Here is a 12,999-nt window from a genome sequence, read left to right as displayed (position 1 = left end):
GTTAATCACGACTTCATGCAACGTCTTCACGCATACCCCGACATCCGCGCGATGTTTCGCCGTCTCCTGATTGCTACCGTCACCGGCGTGCTGGCAGCGCTGGCCGTTGCGGTGTTCCGCCACAGCATGTATCTGCTGGAGTGGTTGTTTCTCAGCAACGAAAGCGGAAGCCTGGTGAACGCCGCTGCCGCGTTATCGCCCTGGCGGCGGGCGCTCACGCCTGCGCTGGGTGGTCTGGCCGCGGGAGTGCTACTGTGGGGATGGCAGCGCATGACGGCACAACGTCCCCACGCCCCGACCGATTATATGGAGGCGCTGGAAACGGGTGATGGCCAGTTTGATTACGGCGCCAGCCTGGTGAAATCCCTCGCCTCGTTGCTGGTGGTCGCCAGCGGCAGCGCCATCGGCCGGGAAGGCGCCATGATCCTGCTTGCCGCCCTCGCTGCCTCCTTTTTTGCACAACGTTGTACGCTGAAATCCGAATGGAAACTGTGGATCGCCTGCGGTGCCGCCGCCGGGATGGCCAGCGCCTATCATGCGCCGCTGGCGGGCAGCCTGTTTATCGCAGAGATCCTGTTTGGCACACTTATGCTGGCCTCCCTCGGCCCGGTGGTGATTGCCGCTGTGGTGGCTCTGCTGACCACGCGCCTGTTAAGTCCCGGCGCGAATACGCTTTATGATGTCCATCTCAGCGAGATGCTTACGGCGGTGGATTATTTCCTGATCGTTGGCGTGGGTCTGCTGGCTGGGCTGTGCGGCCCGCTTTTGATGTGGCTAATGGCTTTCAGCCATTCTCTTTTTCTGCGTCTCAAACTCTCACCACCGTGGCAGCTGGCGCTGGGGGGTCTGATCGTCGGGCTGCTGTCGCTGCTGACGCCGAAGGTATGGGGGAATGGCTACAGCGTGGTTCAGGCGTTTTTGCAGTCGCCGCCGCTGCTGTCGGTAATTGCCGGCGTCTTTATCTGCAAGCTCCTGGCGGTGCTGGCAAGCAGCGGGTCCGGCGCACCGGGAGGCGTGTTTACGCCAACCTTGTTCGTTGGTATGGCAACGGGAATGCTGTTTGCGCAGATCTTTGCGCTGTGGTTTCCTGGCTCTGAGACGGCGATCCTGCTTGGGCTGGCAGGAATGGCGACGCTGCTCGCCGCCACAACGCATGCGCCAATCATGTCGGCCTTGATGGTATGTGAGATGACCGGGCAGTATTTTTTACTTCCCGGTTTGCTGGTTGCCTGTGTTGTGGCGTCGGTATTGTCGAGAACGCTACGCCACGACTCGATCTACGGCCAGCATACCGCCGAAAGCCGAGAGATCGATATAGTGCGCTAATTCGCGCTGCTCGGCGCGGGGCAGATAAGGCAGTTCGCCTACCAACGGGCCAGGCAGCTTTTTGCTCAGCACGTCGATGATTTCTGCGTAGTGCGCAAGGCCCGGGTTAATACGGTTCGCCACCCAACCAATCAGTGGCAGGCCGTCATTAGCGATAGCCTGCGCCGTCAGCAAGGCATGGTTGATGCACCCTTCCTGAATGCCCACGACCATAATCACCGGCAGCTGCTCCTGCACCACCCACTCGGAAAGGGGACGTAAATCGTTCATCAGGCTGCGCCAGCCACCGGTCCCTTCAACGACAACGTGGTCAACCTTTTCACTCAGATTTGCCAGGCCATCAGAAAGCAGACTGTAGTTGATAAGCCCGCTGTGAGCGACGCTGCTTTCCTCTTCGCTTAACGCGATAGGATTGACGGCATCATAAGGCAGTTCCAGAGACGAGACGCTTTGCAGAACCAGGGCGTCCTTATTGCGCAGCCCTTCTGGCGTCTCTTTACTGCCTTTTGCTACCGGCTTGTATCCTGCAACGCGTTTACCGCTTGCCGCCAGGGCCTGAAGTAACGCGCGGGATACGACGGTCTTCCCGACAGACGTATCCGTACCAGTAATAAAGAAACGCTTAAGCATGACTCATTCCACCTCTTGGGTATGCTTCAAAAAATATAAACCAGGTAAATAATTCAGTGGGGAAAGTCTACGGGAAGCGTGCGCTACCCGGCTTGAGATAGCGCAATTTTTCGTACATCTATGGAAAAGAGTTAGCCCTGAAGCAAACGAATCAGTAACGAGCCGTTGTACATCGCATCTTTTACCAGCGCGGCGCCAGCCATCGTACCCTGGTTGGAAAATTGCGTACTTTCCACCACGATGTTTTTACTGTACGCGGGAAGCGCCTGCTGGTTGATGCAGGCGGAAATCGCCGGGAAGAGGATATCCGCCGCCTGGCTGAGCGGGGAGCCGATCAGTATTTTTTGCGGGTTAAACAGGTTCACCATAATGGCCAGAATGCGCCCGACATTATTGCCCACGCCGGTAATGATGTCCTTCGCCAGCAGATCGCCCTGCCTTGCCGCAGTGCACAATGCCTCGACGCTCAACGGTTGACCGTGCAGCGTGGAGCTCATTGACTGGCTGAGCCGCACCTGCGCCAGCTCCAGCACGCTTTCGACGCTGGCAATCGTCTCCAGACAACCATGATTACCGCAGTAGCAGCGTTTTCCGTACGGATCGACCTGCGTATGGCCAATCTCTACCAGGCTACTGCTGCCAGCATGCAACAGACGCCCGTCGGTGATCACACCTGCGCCAACGTTATGATCAATCACCACCTGAATTACGTCGCGCGCGCCCCGGGAAGCGCCAAATAACGCCTCCGCCATCGTCCAGGCGCTGATATCATGCTGAATGTAGACCGGCACACCGGTGTGGTTTTCCAGCACGTCGCCCAGCGGCATCTCTTTGACGTTTTCATAAAACGGCATGCGGTGCACAATGCCATTTTCGGTATCAATAATTCCCGGCAGGGTGATCGCAATCGCCGTTAAACGTTCAAGGCGCTGCTGGTGACGAATAAAGAACTGGTCGATGTGGGTCAGAATGGCATCGAGGAGTGGTTGCTCTGCATCGAGCGGGAGCTCCAGCCGGTCTTCCACCACCAGCTTGCTGCTGAGGTCGCGCAGCGCGAGGAAGATTTCCCCGCGGCTAATTCGCAGCGACAGGTAGTGCCAGGCTTCCGTTTCCACCACCAGCCCTACCGCCGGACGGCCACGGCTGCCCGGCTCCTGAATTTCTGTCTCCTGAACCAGATGGGCTTCCAGCATTTCGCGGACAATCTTGGTAATACTGGCGGGTGCCAGTTGTGCCAGGCGCGAAAGATCGATACGCGAAACCGGACCCAGCTGATCAATCAGGCGATAAACGGCGCCCGCGTTGGTCTGCTTGATCTGATCGATATGCCCTGGCTGACTATCAGCAACCACCTCGTACTCCCTTATTTTCGAGCTTCGAAATAAACTGAGGGCTATGGTGAAGCACTTCAATGGCTGACGTCAAATTTTTACTTAGCCATGTGATTTACTGCACATTTTCGCCCGCTTTTCCCTATAAATAACGCCCGTGAGAAGCGGTAATTAATTGTTCTTTGAAACGCTGTGCCGCATGGCTCTGTTCATGATGTTTAGACCACACCAGCCACATCTCCGAGACCGCATCCTGCTCGGCAATATTCACCCAGCGCATTTCCGGCAGTTGTACCCGTTTAAACGAGGCCGGAAGAATCGACACGCCAAGCCCTGCGGCAACGAGACCAATGATCGTCATGGCTTCCCCCACTTCCTGCGCGATAGTCGGGACAAGGCCATATCGCCGCATCAGACCAAGAATATCGTCATACAATCCGGTACCCACCTGTGGGTCAAAAAAGACAAAGGGTTCTTTCGCCAGTTCAGCCAGCGTGACGCTATGCTGCGCGGCGAGCGGGTGATCCCGGGGGATCATCGCCATCAGCGGTTCGCGGAGGATCACCTGCCACGCCAGGGTATCAGGCAACTGCGTGTTACGCATTAGCCCCAGGTCGAGCGATCCTTCATTAAGCGGCGATATTTGCTCCCGGGTATTGATTTCGCGCGTCTGAATATGCACATCCGGAAAGTTACTGCGAAACGAGGATAGCGTTTGTGAAACAGCGCTGATGAAGGGGGCCGACGAGGTAAACCCGATGCGCAGCTCTCCCGTCTCCCCGAGATGAAGCCGTTCCGCTCTGGCGGCGGCGTCCACCACCATACTCAGGATCTGTCGGCTATCGGCGAGAAACTGTTTTCCCGCCGCCGTCAGGCTCACGCTGCGGTTGGTTCGCGCCAGCAGACGCGCCCCAACCTGCTGCTCAAGGATCTGGATCTGTTGGCTCAGCGGTGGCTGGGAGATATTCAGCCTTGCCGCAGCACGACCAAAATGGAGCTCTTCAGCGACGGCGACAAAATAGCGCAGATGGCGCAGCTCGATATTCATATTTTTAAAGTATCATTTGAGATTATTAATATATTAGACAGAATATTTACATTTTCCTACCCTAATCTTGTGGTCATACCCGTCACCAGAAACCACGGGGAAGTTTAAGCAAGGATTATGTGTGAGCCGTACAACGACCGTTGATATCGCGCCGGCCAGCGACATTGATGATTTACCCGCAGTACCGCAGCCGGTTCAGTTTATAAAACGTGGTACCCCCCAGTTTATGCGCGTCACGCTGGCGCTCTTCTCAGCGGGTCTCGCCACTTTCGCCCTGCTCTACTGCGTTCAGCCGATCCTGCCGGTCCTGTCGCATGAATTTGGCGTGTCGCCAGCCAGCAGCAGTATTTCGCTCTCCATTTCAACCGGGATGCTGGCGATCGGTCTGCTGTTCACCGGGCCACTTTCAGATGCCATCGGGCGTAAGCAGGTCATGGTAACGGCGTTAATGCTGGCCTCCGTGTGTACCTTGCTGTCCACCATGATGACCAGCTGGCACGGCATTCTGGTCATGCGCGCGCTGATTGGGTTATCCCTCAGCGGCGTGGCGGCGGTCGGGATGACCTATCTCAGCGAGGAGATCCACCCGAGTTTCGTGGCCTTCTCCATGGGGCTGTACATTAGCGGGAACTCTATCGGCGGGATGAGCGGACGCCTGCTCAGCGGTGTGTTTACCGATTTCTTTAACTGGCGCATTGCGCTGGCCGTAATCGGCTGCTTCGCCCTCGCTTCGGCGCTGATGTTCTGGAAAATCCTGCCGGAATCGCGCCATTTCCGCCCGACTTCTCTGCGTCCGAAAACACTGTTTATCAACTTTCGCCTGCACTGGCGCGATCAAGGGCTGCCCCGTTTGTTCCTGACCGGTTTCCTGCTGATGGGCTCGTTCGTGACGCTGTTCAACTACATTGGCTATCGTCTGATGCTTTCACCGTGGCATCTTAGCCAGGCATTAGTGGGTTTGCTCTCTGTGGCATATCTCACCGGGACATGGAGTTCGCCAAAAGCGGGCGCCATGACCGCGCGCTTCGGCCGTGGTCCGGTGATGCTGGTATCCACCGCCGTGATGCTGTTCGGACTGCTGATGACGCTTTTCTCTTCCCTGTGGCTGATTTTTGCCGGAATGCTGCTCTTCTCTGCGGGCTTCTTTGCCGCGCATTCCGTTGCCAGCAGCTGGATTGGCCCACGCGCGCGCCGCGCTAAAGGTCAGGCTTCGTCACTGTATCTGTTCAGTTACTATCTCGGTTCCAGCATAGCCGGTACGCTCGGCGGGGTGTTCTGGCATAACTACGGCTGGAACGGCGTGGGCGGATTTATCGCGCTGATGTTGTGTGCGGCACTGCTGGTGGGCGCGAGCCTGCATAAACGACTGCATTAACATTCAGCCCTCTTCGTGTTTAAATCGAGCCGATGCTAATTTTTGTCATCGGCTGATTCAGACACGAGGACTTCATGAAAAACAATAACTATCAACAACTCACCCGCACCTTCCAGCGTCTCTCCCGCTTCTCTCACCTCTCCTCCATCGCCAGCTGGGACATGTTTACCATGATGCCGCCCGGCGGCAGCGCCGCGCGCGGTGAAGCGCTGGCGGAGATGAGCGTCCTGCAACATCAGATCCTGACCGATAAAAAAGTGGGTGAATGGCTGGCGACGGCGGCAGAAGAAGATCTGAACGACGTTGAGCAGGCCAACCTGCGTGAAATGACGCGCCACTACCAGCAGGCCACTTTACTGCCGGAATCGCTGGTGGAGGCCAAATCGCTGGCGGGCAGCAGGTGTGAACACGCCTGGCGTACTCAGCGTCCGGCCAACGACTGGCAGGGCTTTTCAGCCAACCTGAAAGAGGTGGTGAAGCTCAGTCGTGAAGAGGCCCGCCTGCGCGCCGAGGCTAAAGGCTGCACGCCTTACGACGCGCTGCTGGATATCTTTGAACCCGACATGTCCAGCGCTCGCCTGGATGTGCTGTTCGGCGATCTGAAGTCCTGGCTGCCGGAGCTGCTGGCAAAGGTTGTGGAAAAACAGGCTCAACGATCGTTCGTTCCGCCACAGGGTCCCTTCCCCACCGCCACCCAGCGCGAGCTGGGCCTGGAAGCGATGAAAATGCTTGGCTTCGATTTTAACGGCGGTCGTCTGGACGTTAGCGCCCACCCGTTCTGCGGCGGCGTTCCGGAAGATGTGCGTATCACCACGCGTTACGATGAAGACGAGTTGCTCAGCGCGCTTTTCGGCGTGATCCACGAAACCGGACATGCCCGCTACGAGCAAAACCTTCCGCGAGCGTGGGCCGGCCAGCCCGTTGCGCTGGCGCGCTCTACGGCGATCCATGAATCCCAAAGTCTGTTCTTTGAAATGCAGCTGGGCCGCAGTGAGGCTTTCCTGAAGCATCTGCTTCCGGCGGTCCATGCCCGTTTCGGCAGCCAGGCGGCATTCAGTGAAGATAATTTTATTGCCTGGAATCAGCGCGTGAAACCGGGCTACATCCGCGTTGATGCAGATGAAGTGAGCTATCCGGCGCATGTGGTATTGCGCTATGAGATTGAGCGCGCGCTGATCAATGGCGAAATTGAAGTGGATGATATCCCCGCGTTATGGGATGAGAAAATGCAGGCCTGGCTTGGATTATCCACCAAAGATAACTACCGCAACGGCTGTATGCAGGACATCCACTGGACCGACGGCGGTTTTGGCTACTTCCCGTCTTACACGCTGGGGGCTATGTATGCGGCACAGCTGTTCCATGCCGCCAAAACTGCGCTGCCCGGGTTGCAGGCATCCATTGCCGGGGGCGACTTCTCGGCGCTGTTTGACTGGCTGCGTCAGAATATCTGGCAGCACGGCAGCCGTTTCAGCACGTCGCAGCTCATCACCCAGGCCACAGGTGAAGATCTGAATATCCGCTACTTCCGCGAACACCTGACGTCCCGCTACCTGTAAACGAACGCGCCGGGGGCCACCCCGGCGTTGTACATACGGTTACACACCGATACCAATCACTCACGGAAACCCCGAATTTACAGGGATATAGTTATTTCAACGGCCCCGCAGTGGGGTTAAATGAAAAACCAAATTCGAGGGTATGAAAATGAAAAAAGTATTAGCTCTGGTTGTTGCCGCTGCTATGGGTCTTTCTTCCGCTGCATTCGCGGCTGAAACTACCGCCACCGCAGCGCCTGCGGCATCCACCGCTGCTCCGGCCAAAACGGTTCACCATAAAAAACATCACAAAGCGGCTAAACCAGCGGCAGCACAGAAAGCGCAGGCCGCGAAAAAGCACCACAAAAAAGCGGCAAAACCTGCGGTAGAGCAGAAAGCCCAGGCGGCTAAAAAGCATCACAAAAAAGCGGCAAAACACGAAGCGGCTAAACCTGCTGCACAGCCAGCAGCGTAAGAGTACAAGCTTAACCGTGCCCTTCGGGGCACGTTGGTAAACCGGCGCTGAACGGGATTGCGGTCAGCGCCGTTTTTTTATCCGGAGGGCGTATGCTGCGGCGCTATCGGTTTGAGTTCATTCTTATCCTGCTAATTTTATGCGCGCTCATCGCCAGCCACTTTTATCTTTCCTGAATGTAGCACGCTGATTTTACTCCCACTTTCTCGCCGTCGCGTCTATAGTATTTTCATAGGGTTCACTTTTAATAATCATAATTACCCCCACCAGAGTGTGATATGCGTAAATCTGTTGTGCTGTTACTGGGAACGTTTAGCCTTTTTGCTGGCTTTTCACATGCGGATGAGGGCGACGATGACGCCATCAGCGCCAAAGAGGTAAAGACGCTGTTTTTTGGTCATGACGATCGTACGCGTGTCACCGATCCTACCGAAGCGCCCTGGGATGCCATCGGGCAACTGGAAACCGCCAGCGGCAATCTATGTACCGCAACTCTCATAACGCCACGCCTTGCGCTTACGGCGGGTCATTGCCTGTTAATGCCGCCCGAAGGCAAACCGGATAAAGCGATCGCCCTGCGCTTTGTCTCGCAGAAAGGGATTTGGCGCTACGAAATTCACGGTATTGAGGGGCGGGTGGATCCGTCGCTCGGGAAACGCCTGAAACCGGATGGCGATGGCTGGATTGTGCCGCCCGGGGCGGCATCCTGGGATTTCGGGCTGATCGTTTTACGTTATCCGCCGTCCGGGATCGCTCCGCTACCGCTCTTTGATGGTGACAAAGACGCGCTCACCGCCGCCCTGAAAGCCGCCGATCGAAAAGTGACGCAGTCAGGCTACCCTGTTGATCACCTCGATTCGCTGTACACCCATACGGACTGCGTGGTGACGGGCTGGGCGCAAAACAGCGTGCTTTCGCATCAGTGCGATACGCTACCGGGTGATAGCGGATCGCCCCTGATGTTAAAAACCGTTAACGGCTGGCAACTGATTGGCGTTCAGAGTTCTGCTCCGGCAGCGAAAGACCGCTGGCGCGCCGATAACCGAGCGTTAGCGGTGACCGGTTTTCGCGACCGGCTGGAAGCCCTGGCGCAGCAGTAGGTCACTCAGGCCAGTTTAATCATGATCATGCCAGCGAGCAGTAATACCAGCCCTATCCAGCCTTTATGGTTTAAACGCTGCCCGAACATAATCCAGCCTGCCGCCAGGGTGGCGGCAATACCGAAGCCGCCCCACAGCGCGTAGGCCACGGAAAGATCGATGCCTTTCACCGCCTGTGACAGAGCGCTAAACGCCCCCAGAACCGCGGCAATCGATAACAGGCCGTAGGCTTTGCGACGAAAACCGTCGGAGAACTTCAGAAAGACGTTCGCAATAATTTCCAGAACGATGGCGAAAGCCAGCCAGGCCGCGTGGATCCATTCAAACTGCTGCATGGGTCTGCTCCTTCTGCTGTTTTGCCGGTTTGCGCGTACCCGATTTAATCAGCACGATACCTGCCACCAGGGTCGTCAGCCCGGCAATTTTCATTGTCGTCAGGGTTTCATCAAATATCATGACGCTGAACAGCGTAATCAATAAAATACCAACACCTTCCCACAAAGCGTATGCCACGCCCAGCGCGATTTTTTTAACCGCGAAAGAGAGGAATATATAGGAAAGCGTAATCATGACCAGCATCAAAATAAATCCGGTGCTGCCGTCACTCACGCTCGCCCATTTCATCGACAAGGTGCCGGTAATTTCAGCAACGATAGCCAGAGCTAATAAAATCCAGTAAAACATGTTTTTCTCCTGCTTGAGAATATAATCCATCGAGGCTCGCTGCGAACAGCAAACCAAAAAAGTGGGAATTAAATCAGTTAGCTAAGCGCATAGCGCCAGCTCAGGCAGAAGACGTGACTATAGCGCGGAACGCCAGTGTTGTTCACCGGAAAGCGTGCAGAGGGAGGTAGAAAACAGAGCAGAGTTGTTTGAAAAATACGTCCTGAACAAATTGTCCATAAAATTACAATTATCCGCGGTGTTGCTTCTCGTCTTTGCGGATGAAAATTGTCCTCAGTAGTTGAACACGCCTGATTTGTATCATAAGCCAGGAATTTACTCAAAGCCTTTTCATTTCTTTACCCAGTCTGTTTGATTTTGGTTAGTTTTTTTAATCCGCTTTCCCCTCTATTATAAATAAAAAACTGTTCAGGAACGTCCATGGCCAAACCCATTATCACCCTCAACGGGCTTAAGATCGTCATCATGCTGGGCATGCTGGTGATCATTCTGACCGGCGTTCGTTTTGCGGCCGATATCATCGTGCCCTTTATCCTGGCGCTTTTTATCGCGGTGATCCTCAATCCACTGGTGCAGCGAATGGTGCGGCTGCGCATCCCGCGTGTGCTGGCGATAAGCCTGCTTATCAGTATTATTATCGTTGCGATGGTGCTGTTAGTCGCCTATCTGGGAACCTCCCTGAACGAGCTGGCGCGGACGCTGCCGACATACCGCTCTTCCCTCGCGACCCCGCTGCTGCAAATTGAACCCTGGCTGCAACGCGCGGGTATCGAAGTCTCGGTTGAGGAACTGCTTAAATACATCGATCCGAATGCCGCCATGACGATTGTCACCAGCCTGCTGGCACAGCTCTCCAACGCCATGACCTCGATTTTCCTGCTGTTCCTGACGGTTGTGTTTATGCTGCTGGAAGTTCCACAGCTGCCTGCAAAACTCCAGCACATCATGGTGCGTCCGGTAGAGGGAATGGGTGCTATTCAGCGCGCGCTCGACAGCGTTTCACGCTATCTGGTGCTGAAAACGGCCATCAGCCTGGTGACGGGATTAGTGGTCTGGGGGATGCTCGCCGCGCTGGATGTGCGTTTTGCCTTCGTCTGGGGACTGCTGGCCTTTGCGCTCAACTATATTCCTAACATCGGCTCCGTGCTGGCGGCGATCCCCCCTATCCTTCAGGTGCTGGTTTTCAGCGGTTTGTATGATGCCCTGATTCTGCTGGCAGGTTATCTGGTGATTAACCTTGTCTTCGGGAACATTCTCGAACCACGGATAATGGGACGCGGGCTGGGGCTTTCAACTCTTGTTGTGTTCCTGTCCCTGATTTTCTGGGGCTGGCTGCTCGGGCCTGTCGGCATGCTGCTTTCCGTTCCGCTGACAATTATTGTCAAAATTGGCCTGGAGCAGACCGCCGGTGGACAAAGTATCGCTGTACTGCTGAGCGACATGAGCCATAAGGCCGATTAATTGTCCATCGACAGCATAGGCTTGCCCGTTCTTCCCGCTTCGCGGTAGTTGCCCACTGCCCGCTGCCATTCCGACAGCGGGTAGAGGGTAACATCGCTGCACTGGCTGGCGCGCAGTTTAGGCCAGATGCGCCGAAACTCCGCCTGCCACGCCTCAGCGCTCAGCGCGTCCAGATAGTTACGAATGTGAAACCACGCCACGCGCGGCAACGGCCGCTGCTGCCGGAAGGTCTGCCCGGAGAGTAGCCCGTAGCAGACAAAGGTACCGGTTTCGGGCATCACGCTCAGGATCGCCTCCGCCAGGCTGCCGCCCGTGGCGTCGTACACCACCTCCGCTTGCGCGGCGGCAGCGTTGACGGCGGCCGTATCATCTTGCGCAATCGGGACGATCCCCATTTCAGCCAGACGTTGAGCGTGCACGGGCGAGCGATGGATCCCGTAAACCGCCTCTGCACCCGCCTGGCGTGCCCATTGCCCGAGCAGAACGGCGCAGTCAGAACCGGCAGCGGTGAGCAGCACCGTTTTCCCGATCGGAGGATAGCGGTCCAGCATCATCTGAGCGGCAAGCGGGTTGATATACGCCCGCGCGGCAAGAAGCGAGTCGATGTCGTCCGGGACGGGAACCGCATACGCCACCGGGCAGTCGACATAGCGCTGCCAGGTTCCCTGCCCCCGTAACGGCAGAACCCGCTTGCCCAGCAGCGCCGGGTAAGCGGCGGGCGTTTCGGTCACTATTCCGACCCCTTCATAACCGGCTATTGCGGGCAGCGGCGTGCGATGGCGATATGCCCCGGTGATGGGGATGAGATCGGAGGCGTTCACCGGAGAAAAAAGCATGCGCACACGTATCTCTCCCGGCTGTCGCGGTGACAATGGTGTGGTTTCCGCTTGCAGTACCGATTCAGGCTCACCAAACCGGCGATACCAGAGGGCCAGATTACGCATTGCGATCGCGCCATCCCATTTCCGGTGCGACATGTTTCAGGATGGACTCGATCACATGTGCGTTGTATTCCACGCCCAGCTGATTCGGCACGGTAAGCAACAGCGTATCCGCTTCCGCGATCGCTTCATCCTTTCTCAACTGTTCAATCAGCTTGTCTGGCTCTGCGGCATAGCTGCGTCCGAAAATGGCCCGCGTTTTCTCATCCAGATAGCCAACGCTGTCGCTCTCATTGCGGCTTGAACCGAAATACATCCGGTCGCGATCGTCCATCAGGGCAAAAATACTGCGGCTGACCGAAACGCGTGGCTGACGGGTATGCCCTGCCTCGGCCCAGGCCTGTCGGTAGGCACGGATCTGTTTTGCCTGCTGAATATGGAACGGCTCGCCGGTTTCATCATCTTTCAGCGTTGAGCTTTGCAGGTTCATCCCCAGTTTTGCCGCCCATACTGCCGTTGCATTGGAGCCAGCCCCCCACCAGATACGATCGCGTAAGCCCTCTGAATGCGGCTCCAGACGCAACAATCCCGGCGGGTTTGGGAACATCGGCTGTGGGTTAGGCTTCGCAAACCCTTCACCGCGTAATACATCAAGCAGTACCTCAGTGTGGCGGCGCGCCATATCAGATTCGTTTTCCCCGTCCTGCGGCACGTAACCAAAATAACGCCAACCATCAATCACCTGCTCCGGGGAGCCCCGGCTGATACCAAGCTGTAATCGCCCGCCGGAGATGAGATCTGCCGCGCCAGCATCTTCCGCCATATACAGCGGATTCTCGTACCGCATGTCGATCACGCCCGTACCGATTTCGATGCGTTTGGTTTTCGCGCCTATCGCAGCCAGCAAGGGGAATGGCGAACTGAGCTGGCGGGCAAAGTGGTGCACGCGGAAATAAGCACCGTCCGCGCCCAGCTCTTCAGCGGCGACAGCCAGATCGATGGACTGTAGCAGCGTGTCAGCTGCGGTTTGCGTGCCGGACTGGGAAGACGGCGTCCAGTGACCAAACGACAAAAATCCGATCTTTTTCATAGTGGAGTATCCTGATAAAGCATTGCGTTATCCCTACTCTACGCATTAACCGATGAGAAT

The 12,999-nt window shown here is 56.4% G+C and carries 14 protein-coding genes and 1 pseudogene; 7 read left to right on the top strand and 8 right to left on the bottom strand.

Translation table 11 applies throughout. The features are described from left to right. The first annotated feature begins 15 nt into the window (after positions 1-15). Positions 16-1,326 (top strand): voltage-gated ClC-type chloride channel ClcB, encoded by a 1,311-nt coding sequence (clcB, locus tag ACQG11_RS20040; RefSeq protein WP_426728701.1) that lies wholly within the window; start codon positions 16-18, stop codon positions 1,324-1,326. Here the strand turns inward: clcB and bioD are convergent. The 3 genes from bioD to ACQG11_RS20025 form a co-directional block, all read right to left on the bottom strand. Beyond that, positions 1,261-1,956, bottom strand: coding sequence for a dethiobiotin synthase (gene bioD / locus ACQG11_RS20035; protein WP_015570628.1), 696 nt, complete (start codon positions 1,954-1,956; stop codon positions 1,261-1,263). The genes clcB and bioD overlap by 66 nt on opposite strands. A 131-nt stretch (positions 1,957-2,087) precedes the next feature. Further along, on the bottom strand, positions 2,088-3,308 hold the full coding sequence (gene mlc / locus ACQG11_RS20030; RefSeq protein ID WP_022647966.1) for a sugar metabolism global transcriptional regulator Mlc: 1,221 nt from the start codon (positions 3,306-3,308) through the stop codon (positions 2,088-2,090). 121 nt (positions 3,309-3,429) lie between these two features. Beyond that, positions 3,430-4,335 carry a LysR family transcriptional regulator gene (locus ACQG11_RS20025; RefSeq protein ID WP_022647965.1) on the bottom strand — a complete coding sequence of 302 codons (906 nt, stop codon included), beginning with the start codon at positions 4,333-4,335 and terminating at the stop codon, positions 3,430-3,432. A 121-nt stretch (positions 4,336-4,456) separates the two neighbouring features. On the opposite strand from ACQG11_RS20025, the gene ACQG11_RS20020 reads away from it, so the two are divergent. The 5 genes from ACQG11_RS20020 (at position 4,457) to ACQG11_RS20000 (ending at position 8,823) form a co-directional block, all read left to right on the top strand. Further along, on the top strand, positions 4,457-5,710 hold the full coding sequence (locus ACQG11_RS20020) for an MFS transporter (protein ID WP_415344177.1): 1,254 nt from the start codon (positions 4,457-4,459) through the stop codon (positions 5,708-5,710). Between the two features lie 74 nt (positions 5,711-5,784). Continuing rightward, positions 5,785-7,269, top strand: coding sequence for a carboxypeptidase M32 (locus ACQG11_RS20015; protein WP_032624340.1), 1,485 nt, complete (start codon positions 5,785-5,787; stop codon positions 7,267-7,269). Positions 7,270-7,417: 148 nt separating this feature from the next. Then, a complete protein-coding gene (gene asr, locus ACQG11_RS20010; RefSeq protein ID WP_022647962.1) occupies positions 7,418-7,723 on the top strand; it encodes an acid resistance repetitive basic protein Asr in 306 nt (101 codons plus the stop codon). Positions 7,724-7,815: 92 nt separating this feature from the next. Then, positions 7,816-7,899 (top strand): hypothetical protein, encoded by an 84-nt coding sequence (locus ACQG11_RS20005; RefSeq protein WP_057979992.1) that lies wholly within the window; start codon positions 7,816-7,818, stop codon positions 7,897-7,899. Positions 7,900-8,001: 102 nt separating this feature from the next. Further along, positions 8,002-8,823: a trypsin-like serine peptidase gene (locus ACQG11_RS20000; RefSeq protein ID WP_023299991.1), complete on the top strand. Its 822-nt coding sequence runs from the start codon at positions 8,002-8,004 to the stop codon at positions 8,821-8,823. Positions 8,824-8,828: 5 nt separating this feature from the next. On the opposite strand, the gene mdtI is transcribed toward ACQG11_RS20000, so the two are convergent. The 3 genes and pseudogenes from mdtI to ACQG11_RS19985 all read right to left on the bottom strand — a co-directional run bounded on the left by mdtI (position 8,829) and on the right by ACQG11_RS19985 (position 9,795). Then, the gene (mdtI, locus tag ACQG11_RS19995) at positions 8,829-9,158 is read right to left on the bottom strand and encodes a multidrug/spermidine efflux SMR transporter subunit MdtI (protein WP_022647960.1); all 330 of its coding nucleotides are present in this window, start codon (positions 9,156-9,158) and stop codon (positions 8,829-8,831) included. Further along, on the bottom strand, positions 9,145-9,507 hold the full coding sequence (mdtJ, locus tag ACQG11_RS19990) for a multidrug/spermidine efflux SMR transporter subunit MdtJ (RefSeq protein ID WP_032624865.1): 363 nt from the start codon (positions 9,505-9,507) through the stop codon (positions 9,145-9,147). The genes mdtI and mdtJ overlap by 14 nt, the downstream gene beginning before the upstream one ends. Before the next feature lie 117 nt (positions 9,508-9,624). Next, positions 9,625-9,795 (bottom strand): annotated as a pseudogene (locus ACQG11_RS19985) (hypothetical protein). Between the two features lie 132 nt (positions 9,796-9,927). On the opposite strand from ACQG11_RS19985, the gene ACQG11_RS19980 reads away from it, so the two are divergent. Further along, a complete protein-coding gene (locus ACQG11_RS19980) occupies positions 9,928-10,968 on the top strand; it encodes an AI-2E family transporter (protein ID WP_003857467.1) in 1,041 nt (346 codons plus the stop codon). Here ACQG11_RS19980 and ACQG11_RS19975 read toward each other — a convergent pair. After that, positions 10,965-11,912, bottom strand: coding sequence for a zinc-dependent alcohol dehydrogenase family protein (locus ACQG11_RS19975; protein ID WP_032622195.1), 948 nt, complete (start codon positions 11,910-11,912; stop codon positions 10,965-10,967). The genes ACQG11_RS19980 and ACQG11_RS19975 overlap by 4 nt on opposite strands. Beyond that, a complete protein-coding gene (locus ACQG11_RS19970) occupies positions 11,905-12,939 on the bottom strand; it encodes an LLM class flavin-dependent oxidoreductase (protein WP_023299989.1) in 1,035 nt (344 codons plus the stop codon). The genes ACQG11_RS19975 and ACQG11_RS19970 overlap by 8 nt, the downstream gene beginning before the upstream one ends. Positions 12,940-12,999 lie beyond the last annotated feature (60 nt).

It is taken from the genome of Enterobacter cloacae complex sp. 372C4, assembly GCF_050030615.1.
GTDB lineage: Bacteria > Pseudomonadota > Gammaproteobacteria > Enterobacterales > Enterobacteriaceae > Enterobacter > Enterobacter intestinihominis.
The sequence above is the reverse complement of the archived record's forward strand: the minus strand, read 5'-3'. Positions and strand labels throughout refer to the sequence as shown.